Here is a 16,345-nt window from a genome sequence, read left to right on the forward strand (position 1 = left end):
GGCGGTCAGCCGGTCGTGCAGGCGGCGCCGTTGAGGGTGAAGCTGGCCGGCTTGCCGGTGCCACCGGTGTGGGTGGCCTGGAAGCCGATGGCCACCGACGCGCCGGGGGCCAGGACGGCGTTGTAGGAGACGTTGCGGGCGGTGACCGCGCCGCTGGTCGGGGCGTACGTGGCGTTCCAGCCGTTGGTGATGGTCTGCCCCGCCGGCAGGGTGAAGCCCAGGCTCCAGCCGTTGATCGTCGCGCTGCCGGTGTTGGTGACGGTCAACGAGGCGGTCAGGCCGTTGTTCCAGGCGTTCACCTCGTACGTCACCCGGCAGGCGCCGGTCGACGGCGGCGGCGTCGTGGTGGGCGGCGGCGTGGTCGGTGGCGGGGTGGTGGGCGCCGGCGTGGTGGGCGCCGGGCTGGTCGGCGGGGTGGTGGTGCCGTCCAGGCCGAAGAAGCGGATCGCCTGGGCGGCGTCGACCGGCAGGTTGTGCGTCACGCCCTGCATGCTGATCGCCTCGACCGGCGCCTGGCCGCCGCTACCGCCGTAGCGGGTGCGGGTGTAGTTGGACTGCGGGTTGTCGGTGTAGGTCGGGGTCTGGCTGAGACCATGCAGGTTCGTCCACTGCTTGATCTCCTCGGTGAAGTTCTGGTAGCGCAGCGTGTCGTCGTTGGTGCCGTGCCAGAGCTGCATCCGGGGACGCGGCCCGGTGTAGCCGGGGTACGCGTTGCGCACCAGGTCACCCCACTGCTGCGGGGTGCGTACGACCTGCCCGTTGGCGCACTCGCTGTTCCACTCGGAGCCGTTGGTGGTGGCGAAGCAGCCGAACGGCACCCCGGCGAACGCCGCGCCGGCCTTGAACACGTCGGGATAGAGCCCGAGCAGGACGTTTGTCATCATCGCCCCGGACGACGTGCCGGTGGCGAAGATCCGGTCGGCGTCGACGGCGTAGCGCTGCCGCACGTAGTTGACCATCGACATGATCCCGACCGGGTCGCTGCCGCCGTCGCGGCGCAGCGCCTGCGGGGAGGAGACGTCGAAGCACTTGCTGCTGCGGGTCACCGACGGGTAGACGACGATGTAGCCGTACCGGTCGGCGAGGGACGCGAACTGGGTGCCGGAGTACATCGCCGGCCCGGAGCCGGTGCAGTAGTGCACGACCACCAGGAGCCCGGGCCGGGGCGCGACCCGGTCCGGCACGTACAGGTACATCTGCAGGTTGCTCGGGTTGGTGCCGAAGCCGGTGACCTCGGTCAGCGCGGCGGCCGACGCCGGGGTGGGCAGGGTGAGCGCCGCGAGCGCGGCCAGGACGGCCGCCAGCAGGGCGGCGCCGAGCAGTCTGAGCCTGACTCTCATGGGGTGGTTCCTCCGACGGATGCGGGACGGGCAGGGGTGGTGACCGGGGTGCCCGGGTGCCCGATCGTGTCCGGCTCAGGAACATCCACAAGTATGTATGCCGAGGTGCCCGCTGACAAGCGCGCCGGTGGGCTACACGTCGCGGCGCCGGAAGGCCACCGCCGCCAGGCCGAACACGAGGGCCACCCACACCCCGACCCAGCCGAGGTAGCCGGCGGTCAGCGGGGCGACGCTCAGGAACGGGGAGGCGCTCACCGCCTGGCCGAACTGGCCCAGCACCCCCGGGTCCTGGAAGGCGTGCATCGCCCCGCGCCACAACCCGTCGGTGGGCAGCAGCATCCGGGACACGGTGCCGACCTGCGTCACACCCTCGTTGTCCAGCGCCGCGCCGACGCTGCCGACCACGCCCGCGATCCAGGTGGCGCCGAACAGGCCGACGGCGACGATGCCCGACGCCATCGGCGAGACGGCGGTGGACAGCAGCAGGCCCAGGGTGAGCAGCACGGTGGTCTGCGCGGCGAGCAGCGCCAGCCCGGCCACGGGGTGCGGCGGCCAGTAATCGACGGTGACCCGGACGATGAGGATCTGGGCGAGGCCGGCGACGGCCACGAACCCGGCGCCGAAGACCACCAGCCCCAGCCACTTGCCGAGCAGCACCGCCGAGCGGGGCACCGGCCGGGCCAGCACGGCCAGCGCGGTGCCCGACTCGATCTCGCCGGCCAGGGTGGGGGCGGCGAGGAACGCCGTACCCAGGGCGGCGATCAGGCTCAGGCCGAACATCACCAGGTTGAGCACCTGGGAGGCGGCCAGCCGGGACTCTCCGCTGGTGAGGGTGCCGAACTCCGCGCCGAGCCGGGAGAAGCCCCAGGCGCTGAGCGCCAGCAGGATGAGGGTCAGCGCGGCGAGGGCGCGCAGCACCCGGCGCCGGGCCGCCTCGCGCAGGGTGAGGGCCGCGACGGTGCCCACCGTACGGGCGATCACGGCTGCTCACCGCCCGGCTCGGCGCGCAGGATGTCCAGCAGCCGGTCCTCCAGGCTGACCCGGCCCGGCTCGACGGCGTGTATCCGTACGCCGAGGGTGACCAGGTCGGCCACCAGGTCCGGCACGGTGGCCGGGGCGGGCTCGGTGGGCAGCGTGACGGTGTACGCGTCCCCGTCGCTGGTGAGCGTCCCCGCCTCGGCCAGCCGGGCCCGCGCCCGCGGGCCGACCGCGTCGAGCCGCAGCCGCAGCTCCCGCCGGCCGAGCAGTTCGGCGAGGGTGCCGGCGGCGGCGACCCGGCCCTTGTCGAGGATGACGACGCGGTCGCAGACCCGCTCGACCTCGCCGATGAGGTGCGAGTTGAGCAGGACGGCGACCCGGCGGGACCGCAGCGACAGCAGCAGGTCGCGGACGTCGGCGCGGCCGAGCGGGTCCAGGGCGCTGGTGGGCTCGTCGAGGACCACGAGTTCCGGGCGGGCCACCAGCGCGACGGCCAGCCCGAGCCGCTGCTGCATGCCCTTGGAGAAGCCGCCCACCCGGTCGCCGCGGCGGTCGGCGAGGCCGACGAGCGCCAGGCACTCGCGCTGTTCGGCGGCCGGCACGGCGGTGCCGGCGAGCCGGACGTGCAGCGCCAGCACCTCGGCGGCGGTGAGCCACGGCTGGTAGCGGAACAGTTCCGGCAGGTAGCCCACGCGGGCCCGGGACTGCGGGTCCCGCGCCGGCCGCCCGAGCAGCAGCACCTCACCGGCGTCGGGCCGGACGAGGCCGAGCAGCATCTTGATGACGCTGGTCTTGCCGGCGCCGTTCGGTCCGAGCAGGCCCACCACCTCGCCGCGGTCGACGGTGAACGAGACGCCGTCGACGGCGGTGCGCCGCCGGTACCGCTTGCGCAGCCCCGAGCACCAGACCGCCGGGGACGGGGGCAGGTCGGCGACCAGCCGCCGGGCGGCCTCGACGGCGGGCCCGCCCGGCGGGGCGGCGGTCACCTGGTCCACCGCAGCTCCCGGGCCACGGAGAGCACCTCGTCGGCGCTGATCGAGCCGGCCACCGCGGTGAGCTGCCCGTCGTGCGCCCAGACCACGCCCGCCATCGAGCCGTCCCGCGCGGTGAGCAGCGTGGCCGGCACCCCGCCGACGTCGACCGGGCGGCTGGACAGCTGATCCGCCGCGACCGGCAGCGGCAGCGTCGCCCCGTCGGCGGAGAAGTGGCGCAGTTGCGCCGCCACGTCCGCGGGCAGGCCGGGCAGGGAGAGCAGGTAGTCGCGGGCGGTCTGGAACGGCGTGCCGGAGGAGTAGGCGGTGGGCGCGACGGCGCGGGCCACGATCAGGGCGGGTACGCCCCGGGCCTCCGACCAGACGGCGGCGAGTCCCGGGCCGGCGACCAGCCGGAACCGGCTGCCGTCGAGCCCCGCAGGGGGCGGTGGCAGCGGCTCGCCGGCCGCCGCGGCGGTCCGCGCCGCCTGCTCGGCGGAGAAGGTGAAGACCGCCTCCATCCGGTCGCCCACCCGGTACGTCGGCGCGCCGGTGACGCCGCGGGGCAGCTTGCCGACCTGGGGGAGCGGCAGTCCGGTGGCCTGCCGTGCGGCGGCGGGACCGTTCGCCTCGCGCAGCTGGGGCCGGTGGGTCACCTCGACGGTGCCGTAGGCGGACAGGTCGGGCAGCTCGACCAGGTCGGCCTGGCTGAACGTGACCGGGGCGACCCGCTCGGTGCGGAAGATCTCCAGCCAGTTGGCGGCGGCCGCGGCGCTCGCCCCGGCCAGCACGGCGACGGCGGCGACGGCCGCGATCACCGGGCTGCGCAGCGCGGTGCGCCACCGACGGGCGGGGCGGGCGGTGGCCGGGTGACGACGGCCGTCGGCGGCGAGCGTGCCCGCCAGGCGGTGCCAGCCCGCCGCCACGTCGGTGCTCAGCTCCACGTCCAGCGCGGCGCCGGTGAGCGTCGCGTCCCGCTGGGCGGCGGCCAGCCCGGACAGGCAGCCGGGACAGGCCGCGACGTGTGCGCGGTCGACGTCCGGCACGCCGGCCGGCTCGTCCACGAGCCGGCGCAGGGTGCCGTCACTCGGGTGACGCATGATGGCTCAACTCCTTGCGTAGGGCGGACTCGGCGCGCCGCACGACGGTGCCGACGCTGCCGGGGGAGAGACCGAGCGCGGCCGCGACCTCGGCGTAGCTGAGGCCGCTGTGCCGCAGGACCAGGGCGAGCGCCTGCCGGCGGGGCAGGCGGGCCAGCGCGGCCCGGACCCGGCGGCGCTCGTCGAGGGTGACGACGGCGTCGGCGACGTCGGGGCTGACCGGGTCGGCGACGCCGGCGACCCGCTCGCGCGAGGCCCGCCGGCGACCCGAGCGGAGGTGGTTCAGCGCGGTGTGCGCGGCGGCGACGGACAGCCAGGCGGGGGCCTCGCCGGCCGGCACGCCGGAGCGCCCGAAGCTCAGGAACACCTCCTGGGCCACGTCCTCGGCCTCGTCGCGGGAGCCGAGCACCCGGGCGGCCACCGCGACGACCCGGGCGTAGGCGGCGCGGAAGACCTGTTCGAGGTCGGCCCGGACGGGTGCCCGCCGGCCGGGAGTCGACACGGCCACGCCGGCCCTCCGCTCGCCTCGGCCGCCGGCCGGGCCGGGGGCGTCAAGGGACAGCACCGCCGGCCCGCCGGCCGCCGGTCGGGTCCCACTCTGCCTGCGGAACCGTACGTCCTCCATACCCTGTCAGCACCGCCGCCGACGGCGATGTGACACCCGGGGCGACCGGAGTTTCCCGGCCGGCCGGTGGCACGGCGGCCGGTCAGCGGCGGGCGGTGATGAGCACGCTGTGCTGGCGGATCCGGAAGTCGCCCGTGCTGTCGGCCCCGACCCGGATCCGCTCGCGCACGGCGGACGCCTGCGCCGCGCTGAGGGGCTGCTCGGCCAGGCTGGCCAGATAGGCGAGGATCGGCTCGGCGGAGGGGACGGCCAGCTCGCCCGGGCGGCGCCGCACGGTGACGTCGGTGAAGTGCCGCGCCACGTACCCGGGGCCGGACTCGGCGGTGAAGCCGGTGAGGGTGAGGCCCGGGCTGCCGACGGCGGCGCGCAGGGCGTTCAGCTCCGCGAGGTGGTCGCCGCCGTTGGTGGTGACGGCGAGCCGGCCGCCGGGGCGTAGCACCCGGGCGAACTCGCGCAGCCCACGGTCCGGGTCGTCCAGGTGGTAGAGCATGTGGTTGGCGACCACGGTGTCGAAGCTGGCGTCGCGGAACGGCAGGGCGGTGGCGTCGCACCGCTGCACCCGCGCGCCGGGCACGGTACGCAACTGCGCGCACATGGCGGGGGAGAAGTCGGCGAGGGTGAGGCGGAGCCCTCGCCGGACCGGGTCGACCCGCCGCCACAGCTCGCCGGTGCCCGCGCCGATGTCCAGGACGTCCCCGCCGAGGGGCAGCTGTTCGGCGAGCCAGGCGAACCAGTCCTGCGGGTTCGTGCCATAGGCGTGCAGGGCGATCCGCGCGGTGAGGTTCCCGGTGCCGGCGGCGTACTGGCGGACGGCCCGGGCGGACGGCGGTGAACTCATGCCCGGACCCTACCGGCACACCTTCTCGGGCGATATGAACGATTTGGGCATTTGCGGGCGAATGCCGCTCCTATGCTCCGGTGTGGGCATCCCGCAGCGATTCAGGAAGCCCGGCGTCGGTGCTGGCAGCTCGCGCGTGTCGCGGCACCGCACCCCGCCGGGTGGGCTCTGCCGTGCCCTCGACCCGCCGAACGGAATGCGTGGGAGACGATGACGGACGCGGAGACGATGGTCCTGCCCCGCTCGGGGCTGACCGAGCTGGGCGTCGAGGACCCCTGGGGGGAGGACCACGGCCCGGGCGGCGAGCCGGAGGTCGACTCCGCGCGGTGGCGCCTCGCCGCCTGGCTGGTGCCCGCGCTGCTGATGGGCGGGCTGGGCCTGCTCCGCGGCGGCGGGCCGGTGCTGCCGGGGGCGGCGGAAACCGAGTCGGCGGCCCCGCTGTTCCACCTGATCATGCGGACCTGGGTGGGGGCCTTCGGCACGTCGGACCTGGCGCTGCGGGTGCCCTCGACGGTGGCCGCCGTCGCGGCCGCGGCGATGGTCGGCGCGCTGGCGACCCGGCTGTACGCGCCGCGGGTCGGCCTGCTGGCCGGGGTGATCTTCGCGCTGCTGCCGACGTCGGCGCTGTCCGCGCAGCAGGCCCAGCCGTACCCGCTGGCCGTGCTCGCCGCGGTCTTCGCCACCTGGTGTCTGGTCCGCGCCACCGACCGGCCGGGGCCCGGACCGCTCGCCGTCTACGGCGCCGCCGTGCTGATCCTCGGCTCGTGCCATCTGGTGGCGCTGCTGCTGGTGGTCGGGCACGGCTGGGTGGTGCTGGCCTTCCGGCGGTCGATGGCCGGCTGGTGGTTGCTGGTCACCGCGGTGGGCGTGTCGCCCGCCGCCGCGACGGTGCTGCTCGGCCCGGGGCGTGGCACGTGGCCGGCGCCGGGGGTGGCGGCGGGGTCGGCCGAGCTGGCCGCGGCCCCCCGGGAGCTGTTCGGCGTGGCCGCGCTGGGTGCGGTGCTGTTCCTGCTGGCGCTGTTCAGCCTGCCGCTGCGCCGCGGCGCCGCCGTCTGCACCGCGTGGGCGGTGCTGCCGCCGGTCGTGCTGCTGCTCGCGGCCCAGGCCGCCCCCGTGTGGCAGCCGCGGTACCTGCTGTTCACGCTCCCGGCGTGGGCGATCCTCGGGGCCGTCGCCCTGAGCCGGGTGCGGGCCGGCTGGGCCGCGGCGGCGCTGGTGGCGATCGCGGTGCTCGCCGTGTCGGTGCACCTGGATCTGCGCGAGCCCGCCGGGCCGCAGCGCGCCGGTGGCCGGCTCGCCCGCATCGTCGAGGACTGGACACGGCCGGCGGACCCGCCGGTGGCCGCCCGCCCGGCGCCGAACGGCCGGGCCGGTGGTGGAGCGACACCGTCCATCGTGGCCGGTCCTGCCCGTTCGTGAGTTCTGCACTTTTTAGGCGAAATGTCTGCATAGCATTGGTCCAGCCGGTTTCGGCAGCTTCACTTTCATGGGGGAAACGTGGGCGTCGCCAGCGATACACGCGTGTCCGGAGCCGCGCGGAGCGGAGCCGCCGCCGGCGGTTCCCCGGTCCGCGACTCGCCCCGGGTCACGTCCGACCCCCGGCCCGAACGCGGCTGGCGCAACGTGCGGGCCCGATTGGCGTACGCGGGCTGCGGCGCGATCGCCGGCCCGCTCGCCGCGGCCCGGCGGGCGGCGGCGCCGGTGACGTTCCGCCGCGTCCTGACCCCGGCGGCCCGGCTGGTCCTGACCCTGCTCGTGCTGCTCAACAGCGCGGCCGGGCTGGTGTTCGTCGGCTGGCTGCTGCTGCCGGCGCACGTGCCCGGCTCGGGCGTGATCGGCGCCGACAGCTGGCAGACCATGGCGGCCCGGCTCGGCTTCTGCGTCGTGGTGGGCGTGGAGCTGATCCGCCTGGCGCAGAACCTGGTGATCTGGGTCTTCGCGTACCACGCCAAGGACCCGGTGCCGGTCGACCCGCCGGTCGGCCTGCGGGTCGCCCTGCTGACCACCATCGTGCCGAGCAAGGAGCCGATCGACGTCGTGGAGCGCACGCTGCGGCGGATGACGGAGATCGTCTACTGCGGCCAGGTCGACGTGTGGATCCTCGACGAGGGCGACGACCCGGCGGTGAAGGCGATGGCCGCGCGGCTCGGGGTGCGGCACTTCAGCCGGCACGGCCGTCCCGAGTACAACCAGCCCAGCGGCGAGTTCCGGGCCCGGACGAAGTCCGGCAACCACAACGCCTGGCGGGCCGAGCACGAGGACCGCTACGACGTGGTGGCCAACGTCGACCCGGACCACGTGCCGCTGCCCGGGTTCCTGGAGCGCACCCTCGGCTACTTCCGGGACCCCGACGTCGCCTTCGTGGTCACCCCGCAGGTCTACGGCAACATGCACCAGAACTGGGTGGCGCACGGCGCCTCGGTGCAGCAGTACCTCTACAACGGACTCATCGCCCGGGGCGGCAACGGCCTGGACGCGCCGCTGCTCACCGGCACCGGCCACCTCTACCGCCCGGCGGCGTGGCGGACCATCGGCGGCTACCAGGACTCGATCATCGAGGACCACCTCACCAGCATCCGGATCCACGCCGCGACCAACCCGGCGACGGGCAACCGGTGGAAGGGCGTCTACACGCCGGACGTGGTGGCCATCGGGGAGGGCCCGACCTCCTGGGCGGACTACTTCAACCAGCAGAAGCGGTGGGCGGCCGGGATCTGCGAGATCCTGGTCCGGCCCGACCTGCGCGCGCCCCGCGAGCTGAGCACCCGGCGCCGCTGGCAGTACCGGCTGCTCCAGTTCTACTACCCGAGCGTCGCGGTCAGCCTGGTGCTGGGCAACCTGGCCACCGCTCTTTACCTGCTCACCGGCGTCAGCACGGTCCAGCTCGACGTCACGGTCTGGGCGACGCTGTGGGGCTCGACCATGGGCACCTGGTTCCTGCTCTGGCTGTGGCTGCGCCGGTTCAACCTCGCCGCCCACGAGCGCGAGGAGATCGGCCTGGTCGGCATGGCGCTGGCGTTCTTCACCGGCCCCGTCTACGTGGCCGCCGCCGTCGGCGCGCTGCTGCGCCGCAAGCTGGCCTTCGTCGTCACCGCCAAGGGAAAGCTGCGCACCACGGAGTCGCTGGCCACCTTCCGGCTGCACTTCGCGTGGGCGGGGTTCGCCGCCGCGCTGCTCGGCGCCAGCTTCGTGCTGGATCACGACGTCACCCTGCTGCGGGTGTGGCCGGTGCTGACCCTGCTGACCGGGCTCGGGCCGCCGCTGATCGCGATCGCGTCCGGCCTGGCCGCCCGCGGCCGGGCGCGTGGGGAGCGCCCCGGCCCGGTCCGGGTGCCCCGGGGCCGGCGGCGCCCACCGCGCTCGCGGGTGCCGGCCGGCCGGAGGGCGCCGTGGCTCGGTTGACCCGGCCGCGCGGCGCGCTGGTGCTGGCCGGTGCGCTGCTGCTGGCCCTCGCCCTGACGTCCGTCGCCACCTCCGGGCGGTGGGGGGACGGACGGTCCGGCCCGACCGCCGGGACCGGACCGGACCGGCCGGTGGCGGGTGAGGCGGCGGAAACCGCCCGACCCGGCGGGTCACCCCGGCCGGCCCGGGCACTCTTCCCGCCGAAGGGGAAGACGTTCGTCGGTGTCATGACCGCGGCGGGCCCGCACGATCTCACCGCCACGACCATGTTCGCCGCGGCCGCCGAGCACCAACCGCAGGCCATGCTCTTCAGCGTGGGCTGGGCGTCCGGCCCGTTCGACCGGACCCTGTTCGACCGGATCAGCGGTCGCGGCATGCTGCCGATCGTCGGTTGGGAACCGTGGGACCACCGGCCGGGCGAAGCGGCGATCGAGCGGGGGCTACCCACGCCGGAGGTCGACCGGGCGCGCATCGCGCAACCGCGCTACCGGCTGGCGAACATCGTGCGCGGGGACTTCGACGACTACCTGCGCTCCTGGGCCGACGGGATCAGGTCACTCGGATATCCGGTGGCCATCCGGTTCGCCCACGAGATGAACGGCTACTGGTACCCGTGGTGCGAATCGGTGAACGGCAATCGACCGGGCGACTATGTGGCGGCGTGGCGGCACGTACGCGACCTGTTCCGGGCCGCCGGGGCCACCAACGTCACCTGGGTGTGGAGCCCGAACAACAAATGGGACGACTCGACCCCGGAGCTGTCCACGTTCTACCCGGGTGACGACCAGGTCGACTGGGTGGGTCTCTCGGGCTACTACAGCACGGTGTTCAGCCCGGAATACCGGTCCTTCGACAAGATCTTCGCCGAGTCCATCGAGGACATCCGGGCCTTCACCGGTAAGCCGCTCGTCATCACCGAAACCGGCGCCTCCGACTCGCAGGGGCGCAAGGCCGAGTGGATCGCGGAGACCTTCCGGTCGCTGCGCCGCTACCCGGACATCATCGGCGTCGTCTGGTTCGAGGTGGACAAGCCCCGGGAGACCGACTGGCGCATCGCGAGTTCCCCGGCCGCCGCCCGGGCGTTCGCCCGGGCGGTCGCCGACCCGCGCTACACGTTCACCTGGTCCGCCGACATGATTCCGCGTTCAGCGATGGAGGACTGATGTCCCTGCCCGATCGGCCGCCGCCCGGCGCCCTGACCGCGCCGGTCACCCGGCTTGGATTGCCACCCGACGAGGTCGCGGTGGCGGCGGAGGGGGTGCCGCGATGATGCGGTTGACGCTTCCGCGAGCGTTGCTGGTGGCGGCGGGCGCGCTGCTGCTGGCCTACGCATTCGCCATCGCACCGACCACGTCCGGGGGCCCGGAGGACCGCCGGACCGAGCCGGTGGCGAACGCCGAACCACGCGTGGTGGCGGAGAGCGCACCCAGCCCGTCACCCGTACCGGCCGTGGCGGTCTTCCCGCCCGACGACAAGGCGTTCGTCGGGGTGATGACCGAGAAGGGCCCGCACGACTTCGCGGCGCTTGACACGTTCACCGCCGCCGCGGCACACCAGCCACAGGTCATGCTCTTCAGTTCGGGATGGGCGACCGACGAGTTCGATCGGACGCTCTTCGACCGGATCAGCAGCCGGGGCATGCTGCCGATGTTGGGCTGGGAACCGTGGGACTACCGGGTGGACCAGCAGGCCAGGAAGCAGAAGACGCTCCCCGCCCGCCAGGTCGACAGGATCCGGTCCAACCAGCCCGCCTACCGGTTGTCCCGCATCGCCAACGGGGACTTCGACAGCTATCTGCGCTCCTGGGCGGACGGGATCAGGTCACTCGGCTACCCGGTGGCCATCCGGTTCGCCCACGAGATGAACGGCGACTGGTACCCGTGGTGCGAGAAGGCGAACGGCAACCGACCGGGCGACTACGTCAAGGCGTGGCGCCACGTCCATGACCTGTTCCAGGCGGCCGGAGCCACGAACGTGACCTGGGTGTGGAGCCCGAACGCCAGGTGGAACAAGTCGACGGGGCACCTGGCCGACTACTACCCCGGGGACGACTACGTCGACTGGGTGGGCGCCACCGGCTACTACGGCACCGGAGTCTTCACGAACTACTGGTCCTTCGACGAGATCTTCGGCCCCACGATGACCGAGCTCGGCCGCTTCACCAGCAAGCCGATGGTGATCACCGAGACCGGGGCCTCCGACGCCAGCGGACGCAAGGCCGAATGGATCCGGGAGACGTTCCGTACGCTGCCCCGGCACCGGAACATCATCGGGCTCATCTGGTTCGAGGTGGACAAGGAGCTGGACTGGCGCATCGCGAGCAGCCCGGCTGTGGCGGCGGCCTTCGCCCAGAGCGTGGCCGACCCCCGCTACCGGTTCAGCTGGTCGCCCGAGATGCGCCCGCGCCTCGACGTCGGTCATCCCTGACCGGCGGCTGCCCCGGAGACCGGGGCGGCGAGGAACTCGGTGAGCGGCTCGACCAGCCGGCGGGGCGCCCGGTTCAGGCCGTCGTGGCCGCTGCGCGGCACCGGCAGGACCCGGGCCCGGGGCAGGGCGCCGGCCAGCGCCGCGTTGAGCCCGGCATAGTACGGCGGGCCGGCCGCGCCGTACGCCAGCAGCGTCTCGGCGGTGACCCCGGACCACTGGTCGGCCGGGCCGTCGTGCAGCCGGATCTGGTGTGTCTCGTCCAGCGTCGTGCGCAGCAGTGCGCCCATGGTGCGCCCGATCGGCGTGCGCAAAAACGCCCGGCTCAGCGCGATCTGGACGCCGAGCGGGAGCCGGGCCGTGGGGGAGTGGGTGTTGATGCCGGCCCCGGTCAGCGCCATGGCCCGGGCCAGGTCGCCGGCCGCGGCCGCCGCCCGCGCCGCGTCGAGCCAGCCGACCGGGAAGCCGCCGTCGATGCTGACCGCCGCGTCGTAGAGCGCCAGCCGTCGCACCGGCAGCCGTTGCGCGGCCCGCAGGGCGATGAACCCGCCGGAGCTGTGCCCGATGACGTTGCCGGCGCCGGTGTGCGTGAGGACGGCGGCCAGGTCGTGGACGTCCTGGTCGACGGTGTACGGCTCGGCGCGTGGAGCGGCGTCCGCGCGGCCCCGCCGGTTGTAGCGGTGGACGGTGAAGCGGTCGGCCAGCCGGTCGGCGAGCCGGCGGTAGACGCCGATGGTGACGCCGCCGCCGTGCACCACCACGATGCCCGGGCCGCTGCCGGTCGAGTGCAGCACGATCGTCGCCCCGTCCGGTGCGGTGATCCGTTCCATGGTTCGTCCACCCCCGTCAGTTGAAACTGCGAACGCCGTTTGCAGTTTAGAGTGGTTCCCGTGACCGACGCAACCACCGGTTCCGCCGCCCGGCAGCCGATCTGGACCCGGCCGCACCGCGGCACCCGCGGACCGGCCCCGACGCACAGCCGGGACGACATCGTGACCGCCGCCATCGCGCTGGCCGACGCCGAAGGGCTCGGCGCGGTCTCGATGCGGGCCGTCGCCACCGCCCTGGGCACCGGCGCCGGATCGCTCTACCGCTACCTGTCCTCGCGGGACGACCTGCTGGACCTGATGACCGACCGGGCGGTGGGCGAGCTGCGGTCGCACCCGCCGGCGGACGGCGAACCGCTGGACGCCATGCTCGGGCAGGCCCGCCGGCAACTCGCCCTCTACCAGCGGCACCCGTGGCTGCTGGACGTGGCGCACCGGACGTCCGGCATGGGCCCCGAGACCCTCGCCTGGTTCGACGACTGCCTGCGGATCCTGACGCCGCTGCGCTGCCCGGTCGCGGCCAAGTTCGAGGCGATCGCGATGATGACCGGAGTCGTCACCCTCTTCGCCCGCAACGCCGCTGCCGCCGCGACCGGCCTGCCCGCGCTGGACCTGGCCGCGTACCCGCACCTGGCCGCGGCCCTCGCCCAACCCCCGGCGCGCGCCCCCCGCGCGGACCTGTTCGAGCGGACCCTGCGCAGCCTGCTGGCCGGCCTGCTCGCCGCCGACCCGCCGACCGCGACCTGACCGACGACGCTCAGGGGCGCGGCGCCTTCTCGCCGTTCGCGGCGGTGTACTCGGCGGCGAGCCAGGGACCCAGGTCGTCGAGCAGGAGAGCCAGCACCGCCGGGTCCGCCCGGGGTGCGCGGCCCACCGCGGCGGCCACCCGCATCTGCGCCAGGCGCTCCGGGTGGTAGTGGCCGAACGCCTCGGTGCACCCGTCCAGGTCGCTGACCCAGCCGCCCCACCGCGGCATGACCAGGGTGAAGCCGGTGCGGACGAGGCGCCGGCCGACCAGCCGGGCCAGGGCCCGGCGTTCGGCGTCCGTGCCGGCGGCCCGCTCGCGCCACCCGGCAAGCTCGCGGCCCAGATCGCCGTTGGTCTCCCGGGCCAGCAGGGAGGTCGGCCGGTAGCGGGGCAGCCGCCCGGCCAGGTCGTCGCCGAGCAGGGGCGTGCACAGGCAGGCGACGAAGAAGCCGAGGTCGTGCCGCTCCAGGTCGCTGAGCAGCGTACGCGCGCTGAACAGCAGCACGCCCACCCCGTCGACCTGGGCGAAGCGCTCGTCCAGCGCCGCCTGCATCGCGTCGGCGTCCGCCCGGTCGGCGCCCGTCGGCTCACGCCGCAGGGCGAGCAGCAGGTCCAGGTCGGACACCCCCGGGACGGCGGTGCCGCGCGGGAGGCTGCCGTAGAGGTACGCGCTGTGCAGCCGCCCGTCGCCGAACACCTCGGCGATCCGCGCCCGCGCCGCGTCGACCACCGGGACGAACGCCGCCGGTACCCGGTGCAGGGCGCCCTCTCGGGCGATGGTCCCGTCGGGACGCAGTCCTCGGCCGCTCACCCGGCTCACTCTGCCCGGCACCCGCCCGTCCGCCCAACGACTTTTCGTCACGGATGGTCGGGACGGATGTCGCGGATCCGCCCGCACGCGTCGATCTCGGCGACCGGCACCTCCGGCGCGTACGCCCGGACGGCGGCCACCAGCCGCCGCCGGTTCAGGCGCCACCCGTTGACGGCCAGGCTGAGCCCGCTCACCTCGACCGGCACGTGCGGCAGCAGTCCCCGCAGCGTCCGCTCACCGGCCGAGCCGGGACGGGGTGCGCGGGCCGGCGCGGGAATCCCCTCACGCAGTCGCACCCCGAGGTAGCGCAGTCGGGCGGGCCACCGGAAGTACTGGTGGAACAGCACCACCGCGGCGACGTCGGACCAGGGCGCCACGATGTCCGGTGCCCGGCGTCCGGGCCACAGCGTCAGCGGGGACAGCAGGCTGATCCCGTCCGGTTCGACCCGCAGCGCGACCCGCCTGGTCAGCGCGTTGGCCAGCAGCACCAGCGCGCCGCCGCCGAACAGCAGGATCAGGATCAGCTTCAGCGGCCAGAGCAGCAGCGCCTCGGGCAGGCCACCGCCCTCCAGGTAAACGCCGACCGCCACCGACACCGCGCCGAAGAGCACCACGGCCAGCGTCTGCGGGCCCAGCCCGTGCCGGGCGACGTACGGTTCGGCCACCCGCTCACCCCCGCCGGTCGGTCGGCGCCGCCAGTGCCGCGCGGAGGCGGTCGACGTCCGGCTCGACCCCGACCAGGGGAACCGTGAACTCGCGCGGCCGGCGCACCCGGGCGCCGCTCCAGAAACCCAGCTCACCCCACTGGTACGCGGACAGCACCGGGCGGGTGCGGTGCGGGTCGTCGACCGCCAGCACCAGCCGGGGCCACCACCGGCCGCGTATCTCGGCCACCGTCAGGGCCGCCCGGTCGATGGCGAGGGTCTCGCCGTCGGGTCGGGTGACCAGCAGTTCGCCCGTCGTCACCCGCAGCGGCAGGCCCTTCTGCCTGGCGAGCTGGGCGTACGTCCCACCGACGCTGAACAGGAGAGGGCAGAGCGCCGGGAACGGGTCGTACCAGCGGTGGTCGAGGAACAGCTCGCCGAGCACAGCGACCAGCACCGCCAGGGTGGCCGCCGGCGCGGCCCGAGCCAGCAGCCGCCTTCTCGACCGCCGGAACCACACCCCGTCGTCCACGGGCGAAAGGTTTCCGCCGGCTCGTCCCGGCAAACCCGCCGTCCAGGATGGACGGCGGTCCCGCCGTCAGTCGACCGGGGCGGGCCCGGTCGAGTCACGCACCTGCAGCGCGTGCCCGGTCGCCCGGCGGCGCGGCCGGGCCGAGCGGGGCTTGAGCGCCAGGGTGAGCGCCATCCGACCCATGTCGGTCATCGGCAGCCGCACCGTGGTGAGGCTGGGAGCGAGATCGGCGGCCACCGACACGTCGTCGAAACCGACGACCGACATCCGGGCCGGCACCGCGACCCGGTGCGCGCGCAGCGCGGCGAGCACGCCGATGGCCATCGCGTCGTTGAGCGCGATGATCGCCGTGGTCGACGGGTGATCGCGCAGGATTCGTTCGGCGGCCACCCGGCCGCCGTCGCGGGTGAAGTCCGAGTGCACCACCGGCAGCTCGGCCAGCGAGAGGCCGTGTTCGGCCAGCGCGGCGGAGACCCCGGCGAGCCGGTCGGCGACCGTGGTGAGCCGGGCGGTGCCGGCGGCCACCGCGATCCGCCGGTGGCCGAGGTCGAGCAGGTGCGCGGCGAGCGCCCGCCCGCCGGCCTGGTTGTCGGGCAGCACGGCGTCGACACCCAGCGCGTGCCGGCCGATCACGGCCACCCGGCCGCCGCCGTGCTGGAACTCGGCCAGTTCGGCGCGGGCCGCGGCCTCCACCTGCGGATCGGTGTAGCCGGATCCGGCGACGAGAATGATCCCGACCCGCTGGGCGATGAGGTGGCGCAACTGGCGCAGCTCGGCCTCCGGGTCCCGGCCGGAGTGGCAGATCTGCACGAGCAGCCCGTGCTCGGCCGCCACCTGGATGACCCCGCCGGCGATCTCCGCGAAGTACGGGTCGTCGACCTGGTGCACCACCAGCCCCACCGAGTTGCTCGCCCCGCCGGCCAGGGTGCGGGCGTACGGGTTGGCCACGTAGCCGAGCTGCCGGGACACCTGCCGGACCCGGTCGGCGACCAACTCGCTCACCCCGTCCCGGCCGGCGAGGGCACGGGAGGCGGTGGCCAGTGAGACGCCGGCGCGTGCGGCGACGTCGACGAGGCGCACCCTCGGGCCGGGTCTGGGCATCCGCA

Annotated in this window: 16 protein-coding genes; 5 read left to right on the forward strand and 11 right to left on the reverse strand. The window is 74.8% G+C overall.

Going from position 1 to position 16,345, the window contains the following annotated elements:
• Nucleotides 1–5 precede the first annotated feature (5 nt).
• The 6 genes from K7640_RS22190 to K7640_RS22215 form a co-directional block, all read right to left on the reverse strand.
• Nucleotides 6–1,340 carry a PHB depolymerase family esterase gene (locus K7640_RS22190; RefSeq protein ID WP_222956806.1) on the reverse strand — a complete coding sequence of 445 codons (1,335 nt, stop codon included), beginning with the start codon at nucleotides 1,338–1,340 and terminating at the stop codon, nucleotides 6–8.
• A 132-nt stretch (nucleotides 1,341–1,472) separates the two neighbouring features.
• Nucleotides 1,473–2,321, reverse strand: coding sequence for an ABC transporter permease (locus K7640_RS22195; RefSeq protein ID WP_222956807.1), 849 nt, complete (start codon nucleotides 2,319–2,321; stop codon nucleotides 1,473–1,475).
• The gene (locus K7640_RS22200) at nucleotides 2,318–3,313 is read right to left on the reverse strand and encodes an ABC transporter ATP-binding protein (protein WP_222956808.1); all 996 of its coding nucleotides are present in this window, start codon (nucleotides 3,311–3,313) and stop codon (nucleotides 2,318–2,320) included. The genes K7640_RS22195 and K7640_RS22200 overlap by 4 nt, the downstream gene beginning before the upstream one ends.
• Nucleotides 3,301–4,389, reverse strand: a complete 1,089-nt coding sequence (locus tag K7640_RS22205) for a hypothetical protein (protein WP_222956809.1) — start codon at nucleotides 4,387–4,389, stop codon at nucleotides 3,301–3,303. The genes K7640_RS22200 and K7640_RS22205 overlap by 13 nt, the downstream gene beginning before the upstream one ends.
• Complete coding sequence (locus K7640_RS22210) at nucleotides 4,373–4,897, reverse strand: sigma-70 family RNA polymerase sigma factor (RefSeq protein WP_308042627.1); 525 nt, start codon at nucleotides 4,895–4,897, stop codon at nucleotides 4,373–4,375. The genes K7640_RS22205 and K7640_RS22210 overlap by 17 nt, the downstream gene beginning before the upstream one ends.
• 199 nt (nucleotides 4,898–5,096) lie before the next feature.
• Entirely contained in the window at nucleotides 5,097–5,852 is a 756-nt protein-coding gene (locus K7640_RS22215) for a class I SAM-dependent methyltransferase (RefSeq protein ID WP_222956811.1), read from the reverse strand.
• A 210-nt stretch (nucleotides 5,853–6,062) separates the two neighbouring features.
• On the opposite strand from K7640_RS22215, the gene K7640_RS22220 reads away from it, so the two are divergent.
• From K7640_RS22220 to K7640_RS22235, 4 genes are all read left to right on the forward strand, one after another.
• A complete protein-coding gene (locus tag K7640_RS22220) occupies nucleotides 6,063–7,271 on the forward strand; it encodes a glycosyltransferase family 39 protein (protein WP_222956812.1) in 1,209 nt (402 codons plus the stop codon).
• Nucleotides 7,272–7,373: 102 nt separating this feature from the next.
• Nucleotides 7,374–9,254: a glycosyltransferase family 2 protein gene (locus tag K7640_RS22225; RefSeq protein ID WP_308042628.1), complete on the forward strand. Its 1,881-nt coding sequence runs from the start codon at nucleotides 7,374–7,376 to the stop codon at nucleotides 9,252–9,254.
• Nucleotides 9,242–10,417 carry a glycosyl hydrolase gene (locus tag K7640_RS22230; RefSeq protein ID WP_222956814.1) on the forward strand — a complete coding sequence of 392 codons (1,176 nt, stop codon included), beginning with the start codon at nucleotides 9,242–9,244 and terminating at the stop codon, nucleotides 10,415–10,417. The genes K7640_RS22225 and K7640_RS22230 overlap by 13 nt, the downstream gene beginning before the upstream one ends.
• A 103-nt stretch (nucleotides 10,418–10,520) precedes the next feature.
• Nucleotides 10,521–11,681, forward strand: coding sequence for a glycoside hydrolase family 26 protein (locus K7640_RS22235; RefSeq protein ID WP_222956815.1), 1,161 nt, complete (start codon nucleotides 10,521–10,523; stop codon nucleotides 11,679–11,681).
• On the opposite strand, the gene K7640_RS22240 is transcribed toward K7640_RS22235, so the two are convergent.
• Nucleotides 11,672–12,508 carry an alpha/beta fold hydrolase gene (locus K7640_RS22240; RefSeq protein ID WP_222956816.1) on the reverse strand — a complete coding sequence of 279 codons (837 nt, stop codon included), beginning with the start codon at nucleotides 12,506–12,508 and terminating at the stop codon, nucleotides 11,672–11,674. The genes K7640_RS22235 and K7640_RS22240 overlap by 10 nt on opposite strands.
• A 60-nt stretch (nucleotides 12,509–12,568) precedes the next feature.
• Between K7640_RS22240 and K7640_RS22245 the strand changes: the two genes are divergently transcribed.
• Nucleotides 12,569–13,252: a helix-turn-helix domain-containing protein gene (locus tag K7640_RS22245; protein ID WP_308042629.1), complete on the forward strand. Its 684-nt coding sequence runs from the start codon at nucleotides 12,569–12,571 to the stop codon at nucleotides 13,250–13,252.
• A gap of 10 nt (nucleotides 13,253–13,262) precedes the next feature.
• On the opposite strand, the gene K7640_RS22250 is transcribed toward K7640_RS22245, so the two are convergent.
• The 4 genes from K7640_RS22250 to K7640_RS22265 all read right to left on the reverse strand — a co-directional run bounded on the left by K7640_RS22250 (nucleotide 13,263) and on the right by K7640_RS22265 (nucleotide 16,340).
• Nucleotides 13,263–14,063: a hypothetical protein gene (locus tag K7640_RS22250; protein ID WP_222956818.1), complete on the reverse strand. Its 801-nt coding sequence runs from the start codon at nucleotides 14,061–14,063 to the stop codon at nucleotides 13,263–13,265.
• A 47-nt stretch (nucleotides 14,064–14,110) separates the two neighbouring features.
• Nucleotides 14,111–14,728, reverse strand: a complete 618-nt coding sequence (locus K7640_RS22255) for a hypothetical protein (protein WP_222956819.1) — start codon at nucleotides 14,726–14,728, stop codon at nucleotides 14,111–14,113.
• 4 nt (nucleotides 14,729–14,732) lie between these two features.
• The gene (locus K7640_RS22260; RefSeq protein WP_222956820.1) at nucleotides 14,733–15,239 is read right to left on the reverse strand and encodes a hypothetical protein; all 507 of its coding nucleotides are present in this window, start codon (nucleotides 15,237–15,239) and stop codon (nucleotides 14,733–14,735) included.
• A gap of 66 nt (nucleotides 15,240–15,305) precedes the next feature.
• Nucleotides 15,306–16,340 carry a LacI family DNA-binding transcriptional regulator gene (locus tag K7640_RS22265; RefSeq protein WP_222956821.1) on the reverse strand — a complete coding sequence of 345 codons (1,035 nt, stop codon included), beginning with the start codon at nucleotides 16,338–16,340 and terminating at the stop codon, nucleotides 15,306–15,308.
• Nucleotides 16,341–16,345: the final 5 nt, after the last annotated feature.

It is taken from the genome of Micromonospora sp. PLK6-60 (genome assembly GCF_019890675.1).
GTDB lineage: Bacteria > Actinomycetota > Actinomycetes > Mycobacteriales > Micromonosporaceae > Micromonospora.

Bases quoted from the DNA above. Each gene is read 5' to 3' on its own strand.
- K7640_RS22190 (WP_222956806.1), bottom strand. From the start codon at position 1,340: ATGAGAGTCAGGCTCAGACTGCTCGGCGCCGCCCTGCTGGCGGCCGTC.
- K7640_RS22205 (WP_222956809.1), bottom strand. From the start codon at position 4,389: ATGCGTCACCCGAGTGACGGCACCCTGCGCCGGCTCGTGGACGAGCCG.
- K7640_RS22215 (WP_222956811.1), bottom strand. From the start codon at position 5,852: ATGAGTTCACCGCCGTCCGCCCGGGCCGTCCGCCAGTACGCCGCCGGC.
- K7640_RS22220 (WP_222956812.1), top strand. From the start codon at position 6,063: ATGACGGACGCGGAGACGATGGTCCTGCCCCGCTCGGGGCTGACCGAG.
- K7640_RS22235 (WP_222956815.1), top strand. From the start codon at position 10,521: ATGATGCGGTTGACGCTTCCGCGAGCGTTGCTGGTGGCGGCGGGCGCG.
- K7640_RS22240 (WP_222956816.1), bottom strand. From the start codon at position 12,508: ATGGAACGGATCACCGCACCGGACGGGGCGACGATCGTGCTGCACTCG.
- K7640_RS22265 (WP_222956821.1), bottom strand. From the start codon at position 16,340: ATGCCCAGACCCGGCCCGAGGGTGCGCCTCGTCGACGTCGCCGCACGC.